Annotated in this window: 9 protein-coding genes; 6 read left to right on the forward strand and 3 right to left on the reverse strand. The window is 45.1% G+C overall.

Annotated elements, in window-relative coordinates; translation table 11 throughout:
• Positions 1-11: 11 nt before the first annotated feature.
• On the reverse strand, positions 12-485 hold the full coding sequence (gene coaD / locus PMIT1303_RS04360) for a pantetheine-phosphate adenylyltransferase (protein WP_011826135.1): 474 nt from the start codon (positions 483-485) through the stop codon (positions 12-14).
• A 74-nt stretch (positions 486-559) separates the two neighbouring features.
• Between coaD and PMIT1303_RS04365 the strand changes: the two genes are divergently transcribed.
• The 4 genes from PMIT1303_RS04365 to PMIT1303_RS04380 all read left to right on the forward strand — a co-directional run bounded on the left by PMIT1303_RS04365 (position 560) and on the right by PMIT1303_RS04380 (position 4305).
• Entirely contained in the window at positions 560-1042 is a 483-nt protein-coding gene (locus tag PMIT1303_RS04365) for a flavin reductase family protein (protein WP_041374810.1), read from the forward strand.
• Positions 999-3002 carry an excinuclease ABC subunit UvrC gene (gene uvrC / locus PMIT1303_RS04370; protein ID WP_063397667.1) on the forward strand — a complete coding sequence of 668 codons (2004 nt, stop codon included), beginning with the start codon at positions 999-1001 and terminating at the stop codon, positions 3000-3002. Before PMIT1303_RS04365 ends, uvrC begins: the two co-directional genes overlap by 44 nt.
• 66 nt (positions 3003-3068) lie before the next feature.
• Positions 3069-3656: a protoporphyrinogen oxidase HemJ gene (gene hemJ / locus PMIT1303_RS04375; RefSeq protein ID WP_011826132.1), complete on the forward strand. Its 588-nt coding sequence runs from the start codon at positions 3069-3071 to the stop codon at positions 3654-3656.
• Positions 3649-4305: a PHP domain-containing protein gene (locus tag PMIT1303_RS04380; RefSeq protein ID WP_063397668.1), complete on the forward strand. Its 657-nt coding sequence runs from the start codon at positions 3649-3651 to the stop codon at positions 4303-4305. Before hemJ ends, PMIT1303_RS04380 begins: the two co-directional genes overlap by 8 nt.
• Before the next feature lie 552 nt (positions 4306-4857).
• Here PMIT1303_RS04380 and cobN read toward each other — a convergent pair.
• Positions 4858-8637: a cobaltochelatase subunit CobN gene (cobN, locus tag PMIT1303_RS04385; RefSeq protein ID WP_063397669.1), complete on the reverse strand. Its 3780-nt coding sequence runs from the start codon at positions 8635-8637 to the stop codon at positions 4858-4860.
• Positions 8638-8716: 79 nt separating this feature from the next.
• On the opposite strand from cobN, the gene PMIT1303_RS04390 reads away from it, so the two are divergent.
• Positions 8717-9637: a branched-chain amino acid transaminase gene (locus PMIT1303_RS04390; RefSeq protein ID WP_063397670.1), complete on the forward strand. Its 921-nt coding sequence runs from the start codon at positions 8717-8719 to the stop codon at positions 9635-9637.
• A gap of 57 nt (positions 9638-9694) precedes the next feature.
• Positions 9695-13339, forward strand: a complete 3645-nt coding sequence (metH, locus tag PMIT1303_RS04395) for a methionine synthase (RefSeq protein ID WP_063397671.1) — start codon at positions 9695-9697, stop codon at positions 13337-13339.
• 96 nt (positions 13340-13435) lie between these two features.
• On the opposite strand, the gene PMIT1303_RS04400 is transcribed toward metH, so the two are convergent.
• Positions 13436-13666: a hypothetical protein gene (locus PMIT1303_RS04400; RefSeq protein WP_011130108.1), complete on the reverse strand. Its 231-nt coding sequence runs from the start codon at positions 13664-13666 to the stop codon at positions 13436-13438.
• Between the last annotated feature and the right edge of the window lie 1122 nt (positions 13667-14788).

Consider the following 14788-nt stretch of genomic DNA (forward strand, 5'->3'; position numbering starts at 1 on the left):
AGTTTTAAAGCTCAATTAAATAACCTGTGGAGGTCTTGTGCCACCACCTCAGGCACCATGTGATCAATATTGCCACCAAAACGGGCGACTTCCTTCACCATAGAACTACTGAGAAAGCTGTGATGAGCTGCAGTCGCAAGGAAGATTGTCTCAAAATCTGGAGCCAGGGAGCGGTTTGTATGAGCAATTTGGAGCTCATACTCAAAATCACTCATCGCACGAAGACCACGCAGGATCAGATCAACCTGGTTGTGACGAGCACATCTCACTGTGAGGCCATCAAAGCTGATCACGCTTACGCCCTTGCAATGTGCTGTAGCCACATGAATCTGGTTAAATCTCTGTTGCAAGGTGAATGCTGGCGTTTTGGCAGGGTTGCTTAAAACCGCTACCACAACCTCGCCGAAGAGTGCGCAGCCACGCTCAATCAAATCCAGATGACCCAGTGTTAAAGGGTCAAAGCTGCCTGGGTAAAGGGCCCTCATGATCCAATCAAACCACTTCTGGATCCTATGCAGTGAGGTGCTGCTTAGAGTTGGTAGATCTGATGAGATTCTCAATGGCACTGGATCTAGAAGCGAAAAAGGTTTTGCTTCGCAAAATCCCCCATGGTCTTTTTATTTGTGGAGTCCGTGAAGGTGATGAAATCAATGGCTTTACAGCAAGTTGGGTGACTCAGGGGTCGTTCGAACCTCCCCTTGTTGTTATGGCAGTTCGATCAGAGGGAAGCAGTCATGGAATCATCGAGCGAACCAAGCATTTCTCGCTCAATGTGCTTCGGGCTGATCAGAAAGAACTTGCGGCAGTTTTCTTTAAGCCTCAGTCGGCGATGGGAGGCCGCTTTGAGTCAGCCCCCTTTCGTTATGGCGAATTGGGTCTACCCCTACTAGAGGATGCTATAGGTGGAGTTGAGTGTGAACTTGTGGGCCAGGTCGTCCATGGTGATCACACTGTGTTCGTCGGAGAAGTGAGGTCAGCCCATCTCAATCAGGATGGGGATGCGCTTAACCTCGCTTCAACGGGTTGGTCATACGGCGGTTGAAAATAATTTGACCAACGCTTCTCAGCGCACAATCCTTCTAAAGGATGAAAAAAGACTTGAGCAAAGGCTTAAGGAGATTCCAGCTGAACCTGGTTGTTATCTCATGCGTGATGGAGAAGACAGGTTGTTATATGTGGGTAAATCAAAATGTTTACGAAATCGAGTAAGAAGTTATTTCCGAAGTAGTAGTGATCATGGGCCTCGTATTCGATTGATGGTGCGACAAATTGTTGAGATTGAATTTATCGTAACTGATAGCGAGGCTGAATCCTTAGTTCTTGAATCTAACCTGATCAAAAATCAACAGCCACATTTCAATGTGTTGTTAAAAGATGACAAGAAATATCCCTATATTTGCATTACATGGAGTGAGGAGTATCCACGTATCTTTATCACAAGAAGGCGACGTTTCCGAAATAAGAATGATCGCTTCTATGGCCCATATGTAGATGTAGGACTATTGCGTAGAACCTTATTTCTTGTCAAACGTTCGTTCCCGCTGAGACAACGACCACGGCCATTGCACCAGGATCGTACCTGCCTTAACTATTCAATTGGACGTTGCCCTGGCGTATGCCAGCAGAAGATCACACCAAAGGATTATCATCAAGTTCTTCGCAAAGTTGCGATGGTCTTTCAGGGCAGGAATCAAGAACTTAAGGTTTTGCTTGAGAGGCAAATGGAACGTTATTCAGATCGATTGGACTATGAGTCAGCCGCTAACATAAGGGATCAGATTAAAGGATTAGAACAACTTACAGAAGAACAGAAGATGAGCTTACCAGATTCAAGCGTAAGCCGAGATGTACTTGCCATTGCAAGCGATCATAGGGTTGCGGCAGTTCAGCTTTTTCAGATGCGTGCAGGTAAACTTGTTAATCGTCTTGGCTTTACTGCTGATGCAGTCGATCAAACTCTTGGAAGTGTACTTCAGCGAGTTATCGAAGAACATTACAGTCAAGTAGATGCTGTAGAAGTCCCGCCAGAAATTCTTGTTCAATACTCATTACCTCAGCAAGAATTACTAATTGACTGGCTCAGTGAGCAACGCGGTCGGCGTGTTCAAATCAGTTGTCCTCAACGCCAAGCAAAAGCAGAGTTGATAGAACTTGTTGAACGCAATGCAGCATTTGAATTATCTCGTGCGAAGAGTGGGCAGCAGCAACAGGAATTGGCAACAGAGGATCTTGCCCAGTTGCTTGAACTCACGACACTGCCAAGAAGAATCGAAGGATATGATATTAGTCATATCCAAGGAAGTGATGCTGTTGCATCACAGGTTGTATTTATCGATGGGCTACCCGCTAAACAGCATTACCGAAAGTATAAAATTAAAAGTAGTAGTATCAAATCTGGCCATAGCGATGACTTCATGGCGATGGCTGAGATTATGCGCCGTCGCTTTCGTCGTTGGGCAAGGGTGAAGCAAGAAGGATCAGATTTTGAAAACCTGCAGCGCTGCAGTGGCAGCACCTTGCAGACAGATGGTCTCAATGATTGGCCTGATGTGGTGATGATTGATGGCGGTAAGGGTCAGCTTTCATCAGTCATGGAAGCATTACGCGAGCTTGACCTTCATGAGGATCTCATCGTTTGTTCATTGGCTAAGAAACATGAACAGATCTTTGTACCTGGACAAAGCAAACCATTGGATTCTGATCCTGATCAGTTGGGTGTCGTTCTTTTAAGGCGGCTTCGGGATGAAGCACATCGCTTTGCCGTGAGTTATCACCGCCAACAAAGAGGGGTAAGAATGAACAGATCGCGGCTTACAGACATCCCTGGACTTGGGCCTAGGCGTGTTCGTGACCTTCTTGCACACTTTCAATCCATTGATGCTATTCAGTTGGCTAGCGTCCAGCAAATTAGTCAGGCACCAGGGCTTGGACCAGCACTTGCCTTTCAGGTTTGGACCTATTTCCACCCTGAAGCCGATAAGGCGTTGGAGGAGGTTGCCTGATCAAGACGGATCACTTTTTTTAATTCTCATTACTACCTCATCTCAGCAGACTGCTGATAGTTATCCATGACCTTTCCGCCCGAGGCATACCTGTGGTTCAAAACTCTCCACATTGTTGGGGTTGTTGTTTGGTTCGCGGGCCTTTTTTATCTTGTGCGCTTGTTTATCTATCACGTGGAAGCAGCTGAATTGGAACCAACTGTCAAAAAAGCATTTGAAGAGCAATACACGCTGATGGAGCGTCGATTGGCAAATATCATCACCACTCCCGGGATGATTCTTGCCGTTTCCATGGCTGTTGGATTGCTGATCACTCAACCGAGTTGGCTCAATCAAACTTGGATGCAAGCAAAGCTTGCTTTGGTGGCTGCGCTAATCGCCTACCACATTTTCTGCTATCGGCTAATGGGTCAGTTGAATCGCGGGGAATGCAGCTGGAGCGGCCGTCAGCTTCGTGCCCTAAATGAACTTCCAACTTTATTCTTAGTGCTAGTAGTGATGCTGGTTGTCTTCAAAAACCAGTTTCCAACAGGTGCAGCTACTTGGTTGATCGTTGGCCTTGTGCTGTTTATGGCGGCATCAATTCAGTTTTATGCGCGATGGAGACGATTAAGGCTTAGTCGACAATTAGAAAGCCCGCTAAATAATGGCTGATGTTTCTCATCCTCTAAGGGAAATCCTCTTGGGTGTTAGTTCTGAGAGTTGTCCAAATACTATGAATTTTCACTGTCATACTATTTGCAGTGATGGCAGCCTTGAGCCAGAGCTTTTAATTGCGCAAGCAAGCGAAAGGGGTTTGCAACATATAGCGGTCACAGATCACCACAGCACTCAGGCCCATCATCCCATGAAGGAATGGCTTGCTAGGCGAGGTGATCAAGGATTGCCGGTTCCAAGACTTTGGAGTGGTTTAGAAATCAGTTGCTTGTTGAAAGGATGTCTTGTCCATGTCCTGGCTCTTGGCTTTGAGGTTGGGCATCGTGCTCTTCACATCTATTGCCAAAATAACTCTGCAACCGGGGGATCATTACAGGCTAAAGCTGTAAAAGAGGCGATTCATGAGGCAGGAGGATTGGCAGTGCTAGCCCATCCAGCTCGATACCGCGTGCGGCATGAACTTCTTATAGATGCAGCCGCTGAACTTGGCTTCGATGCTGGAGAGGCATGGTATGACTATGACTTTCAGACTAATTGGCATCCAACACCATTGATATGTGAAGCAATCGATCTTCAGTTGCAGGGTCTTGGGTTAATGCGTACATGTGGCACTGATACTCATGGATTTGACCTCAGCGGACGCTAAATCCCATCTAGCTCATTAACATGACTATTGTTTTCAGATTATGCATAGAAACATTGATCGATCAATGGTCTTTTTTCATGCTTAGGATAAGAACTTGTAATAAATAGAATCGCTGAAACATGATTACAAATAAGGCAACAAGTAGGTTTTACCTGATGGCATTAGCTTGGCATTAATAACCCCTGCCAACATCAAAAAAAATCATGGCCTTTATTAATAATAAATCTCAATTGTTAGTCGATGGAATCAAAAGATAGGCTTTCATTTTCCAATGGATACCAGGCCTTGCTTTATAAAGCTTTTAGTTACATGATGAGTTTCTTAAACCTTTTTAACTGGATGCATTACTTATCCAGAGCTTGAAATGATTACAGCCTTAGCAGTGAGCCGACTAGCGAGGAAACAATAAGCCGCAAGGTATTTACTCATCAATTTCTCCTTTGATAAATTGTTCTCACTGCTATCAATATTGCCCCTTAAGTTTAAAAAGTCAAGTGGGATTTGCATCGAATACAATGGTTAGAGAAAAAATCAGTATTATTATTCAGGGGATCATTTAGCCGGCAAAAAGTCGTCGGGCTTTGATTCAATCTGAGCCTCACTGGTATAAACAAGTTGTTTGAGTATTGCTATCTTGTCGAGTGATGCTGACTCCCACATGCCACGGTTTGCGGCTTCCAATAAGCGTTCGGCCATATCTCTAAGAACCCATGGATTATTGTCATGGAGGAAACGTTGAATATCTTTTTCTTCTAGCCATTGCTCACATAGAGCGCTATAACACCAATCTGGAATACGATCAGTCGTTGCATCATAAGCGAAAAGATAATCCAAACTTGCGCCCATTTCAAAAGCTCCCTTGTATCCATGTTGTTTCATACCATCGATCCAACGTGGATTCAACAATCGGCTACGTACAACTTTGTCGATTTCCCGTTCAAGTCGACTTAGCCTTGGACGCTCCCGTCGAGAATGATCTCCGAACCAAAGTTCAGGACGTTGACCTGAGATCACTTCTACAGCAGTTGCTAATCCACCGTGAAATTGGTAGTAATCATCTGAATCGAGGAGATCATGCTCGCGATTGTCTTGGTTGTGAAGCACGACCTGCACATCCTGCAAGCTGCGCTCAAGACCCTCTCGATCAAGGCTTGGATTAGATGCACCGTCATATCGCCATTGGCTCCAGCTCAAATAGGCCTCGCCAAGATCGGAACGATCCTCCCAAGAGCCAGAGTCAATTAATGCTTGAAGCCCCGCGCCATATGCCCCTGGAGCAGAGCCATAGATTCTGCCTTGGGGTCCGTGCTTGCGCGTGGTTGCGGCCAAGGGATTAAATTTTTCATCTTCTTCTAGATTTGAGATAAGTTTTTGAGCCTGATGCACCCAACTCACAAGTTGGGGAAATGCGTCACGAAAGAGACCTGAGATCCTTAGCACCACATCAACCCTTGGACGTCCAAGAAGGCTTAAGGGGATCACCTCTAGATCAATCATTCGCCTACTGGGACCATCCCAAACAGGTCGAACACCGATCAATGCCAGCAGTTGGGCAATGTCCTCGCCGCCATTTCGCATGGTTGCTGTTCCCCATACAGAAAGAGCAAGATGAGTTAGTGACTCACCATGCTCAAGTAGATGTAAGTCCAACAACTGTTCAGCACTTCGCTGCCCCAGGTCCCAAGCTGCTTCTGTAGGTAGTCCACGCAGATCCACTGAATAAAAATTTCGGCCAGTAGGAAGAACTTCCGGGCGGCCACGAGTTGGTGCTCCAGAAGGGCCACTTGCTATACGGCGTCCAGAAACAGCTTTTAGGAGTGCTTCATATTCTTTCCTCGGGCTAGTGTTAAGGCGAGGCCAGAGATCATATTCGATTCGTGAAATTAAGGGGTCACTTTTAGCAGACTTGAGCCAATCTCGTAGTGGCTTTACAAGTAAGTTTTCATCATTGCCCTTCCTATTTTCAATCTGCTTTTTGCCTAGAAGAACATTTAAAAACATGTAAGCTTGTTCTTCTATCCAGGCCACTGCATCGCCTTTTCTTCGAGCCTTATCAAGGCCAAAGCTGATTAAAACTTTACTGTCATGGTTAGAAAGTAACTCACCTTCTTCATCACACCAGGGATCAAAGTTCAATTCGAGTTGCCTTGCGATGGCTTGTGTTAGTCCTGGCTGATCCGAAGAAGGTGACCGTGCTATTGCTAGAAGAAGTTCAATAGCACTCTTATCAGATGGTGCTTGACCAAAGCGATGCAACCCTGTGCGAATTTGAGACTCCTTAAGTTCACAAAGATAGGCCTCAGCTTGTTCAAAACTTGTGATCAGTAGATCACGGCAACTTTCTGATTTATCGAAGACTTCCGGAAGCCCAGGAAAATTATTTAAGCGCAAAAGATTCAACAATTCTTCCTCTAGTTTTGGTACTCGTTTCGCACCCAGCTGTGTAGCCTCGACATATTCATCCAACAAAGACTCAAGCCTAAGTAAGTCTCCATGAAGCCCGGCTCGACCAAGGGGTGGGGTGAGGTGATCAATAATCACAGCAGCTCCACGACGCTTGGCTTGAGATCCCTCTCCAGGGTCATTAACAATGAAGGGATAAGCATGTGGTACTGCTCCAAGAGCAAGATTTGGATAGCAGGATTGACTAAGACCGACACCTTTACCTGGCAACCATTCGGCACTTCCATGTTTGCCAACGTGAATCAACAGATTGGTTGCATGTACCTCTCGCATCCAAAGATATTGAGCGAGATATCGATGAGGTGGTGGTAGATCGGGTGAATGAAGGTCAGTAATTTCATTGCTGTCGTAGCCACGACTCGGCTGAATCAATACCACGACCTGGCCAAAAAGCATGCCATGAATAGCAAAACCATCGGCTTCGAGATCCTCAGCTTGTTCAGGTACCCCCCAACGTTTAATAATCGGCTCACATGCTTCTACTGGTAAGGTTTTCCACCACTTCAAATACTGTGAAAGTGAGAGGTATGACAGTGGTTGTCGGTTTTGACTTTCTGGATCATTGGTTCGCGATCTGAGTAGATATTTCATCAACTCCTGACCATCGGCAGGAATCGGATTGCAACCGAGGTCATGTCCGCTCTCTTGTAACCATCCCAAAATGGACGCTGTGCTTGCAGGAGTATCCAGCCCTACTCCATTAGCCAGTCGCCCATCACGGACGGGGTAATTGGCCAGAACAAGGCTGATGCGTCGTTGGTTTGGCTGAGATTGTTGAAGCTTGATCCACGCCTTTACATGACTGACCGCCCATGCCAGTCCGTCATCATCAGGCTCCATGACCTGTACAGCTGTTGCGAGTGAGGCATTCGCCTGCACAGTTGAACGAAAAGCACCAGGCCGAGAAGTGATCCGCCCATCTAGTTCTGGCAGAACGACTTGCAATGAAAGATCTAGAGGGTCTAACCCTCTACTGCTGTTGATCCATTCATTGCGGGTGCGACCGCTGCTGAGTACTTGCACAACCGGTACATCCAAGGCCTCCCATAGATCTGAACCAAGCCCAGCTTCTTGAAACTGCACTGAGGCAAACGAGGTGGTCGTCATCACTGCAGCGACGTTCTGTTGCTTAAGCAGGTGTTTTACGCCTTGCTGAACGGCAGGATCTCTAAGGCTGCTGACCCAGAGAGCACGCGGGACTAACCCTTGTGCACGAAGTTGCGTATTAAGGGCTTTTGGAAAGGCAAGATCTCCAGCCTGAGAAAGGGCGCGATACAGCACAACTCCCACCTTGGGCCCATCTTCATGTCGCCAATCCCAAGGTGAAGGGTCAACCATCGCCTTCAACACGATCTGATCAAGATCGATGGGAGTGCCTACGAGAAGTTGCTCAATGACTCGAAGAAACATCACCATGTTGTCCACACCACCTTCACGCATCAGCTCTGCGAGCCGATCAGCCAATGGGATGGGGTGGCTTCCGAGGGAATGAAGCTCAACATCCAAATCAGTAGTGCCAGAAAGAATCAGCAATTGACGAGGCGAGGCTCGTTGTTGCCAAATCCCAAGTTGTTCAAGCCCATAGCTCCAGTGACCCCGACCACCAAGAAGGCGAACAACGATGAGCTGGGCTTTAGCTGCCGTCGTAGAGAGATAGTGATCAACCTGAGCTGGATGGGAAAGAGCGGCGAGAGGCAGCGCGCGAATACGACCCTTCCATGCCTGCTGTGATGGAAATTCAAGAACAGAGGCAAGAGTAGAAATATCTGTTCTCGCACTTGTCAGTAGAAGGATTTGTGCCTGTGGTTGTTCAACGAGGAGCACCTCCTCGGCTGGTCCTTCACCTGGCAGGCTTGCTAAACGATGCATTGGCTCATTCTTTGATGGAAAATCCCACGTATGAGACGAGGTAATGAGAAGATTTGGCCATTAGGGCCCTATCCAAGTAATGCATCAGTTCCTGCCTTATGCCTGGTTCCAGGGAGCTTGTGTTCCATTCGAAGAGGCCAAGATTTCTGTTGCCACACATGCTTTGCACTACGGCACAGGCGCTTTCGGAGGCATGCGTGCCATACCTGATCCCCAAAACAGCAACACCATGTTGCTCTTTAGGGCAGACCGTCATGCCAAAAGACTCAGTCAAAGTGCTCGATTGTTGCTGACGGAACTCAGCGAGACAAGAATTCTCTCAGCGCTTGAAGCAATGTTGCAGGCGAATCGACCAACCACTCCCATTTACCTGCGACCATTCGTCTATACCAGTGATCTAGGCATTGCCCCTCGACTCCACAATATTGAAACTGACTTCCTTATCTATGGTCTAGAACTTGGCGACTACCTATCTCCAGAAGGCGTGAGCTGCCGGATCAGTAGCTTTACGCGCCAAGAGGATCGCTCACTGCCGCTACGAGGCAAGATCAGTGGTGCTTACATCACAAGCTCTCTCGCGAAAACGGAAGCGGTCTTAAGTGGATTCGATGAAGCATTGTTGCTCAATAGCAGAGGCAAGATCAGTGAAGCAAGTGGCATGAACCTATTCCTGGTCAGGGATGGTCAGTTGATTACCCCCGGTGTTGATCAAGACATTTTGGAAGGGATCACGCGAGCCAGTGTCCTTGAGCTGGCACGGGTGATGGGCCTATCTGTGATTGAACGCCCTGTGGACAAAACGGAACTATTTATTGCTGATGAGGTGTTCCTTACGGGAACAGCTGCAAAAATCACGCCAATACGTCAGATTGAATCAACCATATTGGCTACAGAACGACCGATTATGAATGCTCTTCGAGACCGTCTAATCGAAATAACTCAAGGACGTGATAAGGATTATGAGCACTGGATAACACGTATTTGTATGACTAATGACTGATTCTTGAGAAGAGCAACCGATCTATCAGTAAGGGGCTATCTAGGATCGCATCAAAGCATGAGAGACAGGATGACAGCAGGACCATTGGATATCACCAGACCAGAATCAGCTTTTTTGGCACGCCTCCACTCGTCAGAACGTCCTGTTCTTGTATTTGATGGTGCCACGGGTACATCCCTGCAAAAACAGAATCTCAGTGCTGATGATTTTGGTGGTGCATTACTAGAAGGATGTAATGAGAATCTTGTCGTTACTCGACCAGACGCAGTGAAGGAGGTGCATCGCCAATTCCTTGAATCAGGTTGCGATGTCATTGAGACAAATTCCTTTGGTGCTGCTTCCATTGTTCTTGCGGAATATGGATTAGAAGACCAGGCATTTGAACTGAATAGACAAGCTGCACAGTTAGCAAAATCAATGGCAGTTCAATACAGCACAAAAGATCAACCTCGTTTTGTCGCAGGATCCATCGGACCAACAACAAAGTTGCCCACACTTGGACACATCGCATTTGACACGATGCGTGACTCCTTCCAAGAACAAGCAGAGGGACTATTAGCAGGAGACGTTGACCTTTTTATTGTTGAGACTTGCCAGGACGTCCTACAAATCAAGGCCGCTTTGCAAGGAATAGAATGTGCATTCTTAAAAGCTAATGAACGTCGCCCTATCATGGTTTCAGTGACAATGGAAACCACAGGAACGATGCTTTTGGGGTCAGACATCGCTTCTGTTGTGACAATTCTAGAACCATTCCCTATAGATATTCTTGGTCTTAATTGTGCTACTGGTCCTGAACAAATGAAGGAACATATACGCTATCTGTCAGAACACTCACCTTTTACAATTAGTTGCATCCCCAATGCAGGTCTACCAGAAAATATTGGCGGGGTTGCTCATTACAGATTAAAGCCACTGGAACTAAAAATGCAACTCATGCATTTTGTTGAGGATCTTGGTGTTCAAGTCATAGGGGGATGCTGCGGTACAACTCCAGAACACACTTCTGCATTAGCAGAACTTGCAAAAGAGATGCGTGCTGCTGAAAGACCATGTCGACAAGATGAAAACGAACAGCAACGCCAACTCTTCGGGTATGAACCATCAGCTGCTTCAATTTATGGAATTACTCCCTATCACCAAGACAATTCATTTTTGATCATTGGTGAACGTCTAAATGCAAGTGGTTCAAAGAAAGTTAGAGAGCTATTGAATAGTGAAGACTGGGATGGTCTTGTTGGTCTTGCACGAGGGCAGCTTAAAGAGAATGCTCATGTTCTTGATGTTAATGTCGACTACGTTGGGCGTGATGGTGAGAAAGATATGAATCAACTTGTTAGCCGACTCGTAACTAACATTAATCTTCCATTGATGCTCGATTCAACAGAATGGCAGAAAATGGAGGCAGGGCTAAAGGTTGCAGGTGGTAAATGTATACTTAATTCCACAAACTACGAGGATGGAGAGGAACGTTTCTTCAAGGTTTTAGATCTAGCGAAAAAATATGGTGCTGGATTAGTCATTGGCACAATCGATGAGAATGGTATGGCAAGAACAGCGATGCAAAAGGTCGCGATTGCAAAACGAGCTTATCGTGATGCAACTGAATATGGCATACCTGCTCATGAAATATTCTATGATCCACTTGCTCTGCCAATTTCAACTGGTATCGAAGAGGATAGGCGAAATGGCCTTGAGACAATAGAAGCAATACGAGTCATTCGAGAAGAGCTAGAGGCAGTACATGTTGTTCTAGGTGTCTCTAATGTAAGCTTCGGATTATCTCCAGCTGCCAGAATTACTCTAAACTCGGTATTTCTTCATGACTGTACTGATGCTGGAATGGATGCAGCTATAGTTTCACCTGCAAAAATTCTACCTCTCAATAAAGTAAGTGATGAACAACAAAAGATATGTCGTGACTTAATAAATGACCATAGACGTTTTGAAAATGAGATCTGTACCTACGATCCTTTAACAGAGCTAACGAGTCTATTTGAAGGGGTTAGCACTAAGGAAGCGCGTGCTTCAGGGCCTTCATTGGCTGATTTACCTGTTGAAGATCGACTCAAGCAACACATTATTGATGGAGAGAGAATTGGCCTGAATGAAGCCCTCGATGAAGGTTTGGAATCGTACAAGCCTCTACAACTTGTCAATACATTTCTTCTGGATGGAATGAAGGTTGTTGGAGAGCTTTTCGGTTCAGGAAAAATGCAACTCCCTTTTGTTCTTCAATCAGCTCAAACGATGAAGGCAGCCGTTGCTTACCTTGAACCGTATATGGAAAAATCAGCAGGAGATAAATCATCTAAAGCAAAATTCCTAATTGCTACAGTAAAAGGCGATGTACATGATATTGGCAAGAATCTAGTTGATATTATTTTAACAAATAATGGCTATGAGGTGATTAACTTAGGGATTAAACAGGACGCAGCTTCAATTATAAATGCTCAAATGACACACCAGGCAGATTGTATTGCCATGAGTGGACTACTGGTAAAATCAACAGCATTCATGAAGAGCAATCTTCAGGAATTTAATGATTCTGGTATTACCGTTCCAGTGATATTAGGTGGTGCAGCTCTGACCCCTAGATTTGTAAACCACGATTGCAGCGAAGTCTATAAAGGGAAGCTTATTTATGGCAAGGATGCATTTACAGATCTAAGGTTTATGGACGCCTATGTCAAGGCACTTTCTAATGATCGTTGGGATGATTGTAGAGGGTTTCTTGACGGCACTCCTGATGGGTTGACACTAGGAGGGCAATCTACTGAATCTGATTCACCTCACTCAAGCAATGACGAAGATCCTCAAGAGGAAAACCAAAAGAACATCCAAGATATTAATTTAGCAGTTAATACTAATCGTTCTGAAAAAGTCAGCCAAGAAGACGCAGTCACTCCTCCATTCCTTGGTTCAAAACATCTGAAACTAGACAAAATTCCTCTTGACGAGATCATTCAATATCTAGACCGAAACGCTTTATTTTCAGGGCAATGGCAAATACGCAAGAGAAAGGATCAATCTCGTGAGCAATATGATCAGTATATTAATGATGAAATAGAACCAATATTGCAACATTGGCTCCATAGAATTTGTAACGAGTCACTTTTACATCCTGGAGTCGCATATGGGTATTTCCCTTGTGGTCGGAAAGATAATGATCTTTTAGTTTTCAATAGTGAAGGCCAAAGTCTGCTTGGCAAGTTTAATCTTCCACGCCAAAAAGGTGGTAATAGATATTGTATTGCTGATTTCTATAGAGACCTTGAAGGCGGCTTGCCTAAGGATATTTTACCTATGCAAGCTGTAACAATGGGCGAGAATGCGAGTATTTTTGCGCAGAAGTTATTTGAATCAGATGCATATACTGACTATCTCTTTTTTCATGGACTTGCAGTTCAACTGGCTGAGGCTCTCGCCGAATGGACGCATTCACGAATACGTTGTGAGTGTGGATTTAAATCAGACGAGCCTAAAACTTTGCAAGATGTACTTGCACAGCGCTACAGAGGCAGTCGCTTTTCATTCGGCTACCCTGCCTGCCCAAACGTTGGCGATTCTCGCCAACAATTGAATTGGTTAAAAGCCGACTTAATCGGTTTGACAATGGATCCAAATGATCAGCTACACCCTGAGCAGAGCACAACGGCTCTGGTTACTCTTCACAGCAAGGCTAGATATTTCAGTGCCTAAACTGCAAAGCCTTTATTCAGCAATTTGAAAAAAGAATCCTGCTTTTCAATTTCAGGACAATCATATATCCCATGAGAAGCGAGCTTTTTGCCTGGTCTAATCCTGGCAAAGCGCCTCCATTGTATCGATCACTTCCTGTTGAAAATCGTCTAGAGAACCTGAGTCGCTGAGGTCAAGTCCTTCGCCTGCAGCGTTTTGGGTCAGTTCATGGAAGTGAAAAGCACCTTCCCCATTAGCGAGGAACTCGATAGCCGACGATTCACCACTTTCGCGAAAGGCATCGCAAAGAGCAAGGAAGGCGGCGTCTTCTGTGAACTCCCAATCCATTGAGGAGGCATATCTGATTGACCTTTAACGCCTGCCCCCCGTCATCCGTCAACCATCTCGAAGAAAAATGTGCCACTACTTCGGCAGACTCCTATGCACAAACAGTGGAGCTACAGCTCTATAAAGTCAGTGATAGCAGTTGATTACGAAGGCACAGAGCTCTTTCCGACTGTGTTTGCCAAGGAATCTTTGGTGAAGCTTGGTCACATCGGATGCAGAAGCATTTTGGCTTTTGTTGCTTTAGCTGTGCTTGCGATATCCATGCAACACCTCATAGCCATTAAGCAAGATTGGCCCTGGGAGCCTCTAGGGAGGCTATTCAAGGGGTATTCCGTAAAATTCCCCACAGAGGCCTATTGACAGGCTTGTGAAGGCGTTAGCGGCGCATCGATGACCATTGGTGTCATCCTTGATAGCCATGGCTCTGACCTTGTGCTGAATGAATGGGTTCAACACGTCTAACTAAACCGGAAAAGATTCTGTAAAGAATCAATTTCGATCTGGCTTATGTAATCGGCTTGGGCGTTAGATCAAGTTAAAAGCTGTTGCCAAGGCCTGCACCAAGCTTTCATAAATAAAAGGGCTTATAAAGAAAGCGCTGCATAAGTAAAGTATTTCTTTGCAAGGCTATTCAATAAAGTTACTAACAATTGTGTACATTATAAATTAGTCTAAATCTAATCAGATAGATCATAGGCATAGATTTCCCTTCATGATAAGTACTAAAATATTGCTTAATTTATAAATGTTAGATATAGGTATTGGTCTGTAATTACAAGTAATTATATTACGGCTATGTTTTATTTGGCCTTCAGAAAGGTGAGGCTAGATGCTAGTCTAAGCTGTCAAACTTCCGGTCTATGGTAAAAAGTGAATGGATCTGATAAAGTATCAGTTTAATCAGATGCTTTTCGACAAAATACATTCTGATATTAATCTGAAACCAACTCTAACATCGCTATATTTTGCAATAAGTCGCAAAGACAAAGAGTTGATTTGCTGATAAATTAAAATATTATTGTAATAGGAACGCATTTCTCTAATTCTAAAGCTTGTGGAATTCTTGAGGCAATCGTCAGGCTTTGTTCAAAGCGTGATTTATAATTCTTTCAATCAAAATCA

This window comes from Prochlorococcus sp. MIT 1303, from assembly GCF_001631965.1.
Taxonomy (GTDB): domain Bacteria; phylum Cyanobacteriota; class Cyanobacteriia; order PCC-6307; family Cyanobiaceae; genus Prochlorococcus; species Prochlorococcus marinus_D.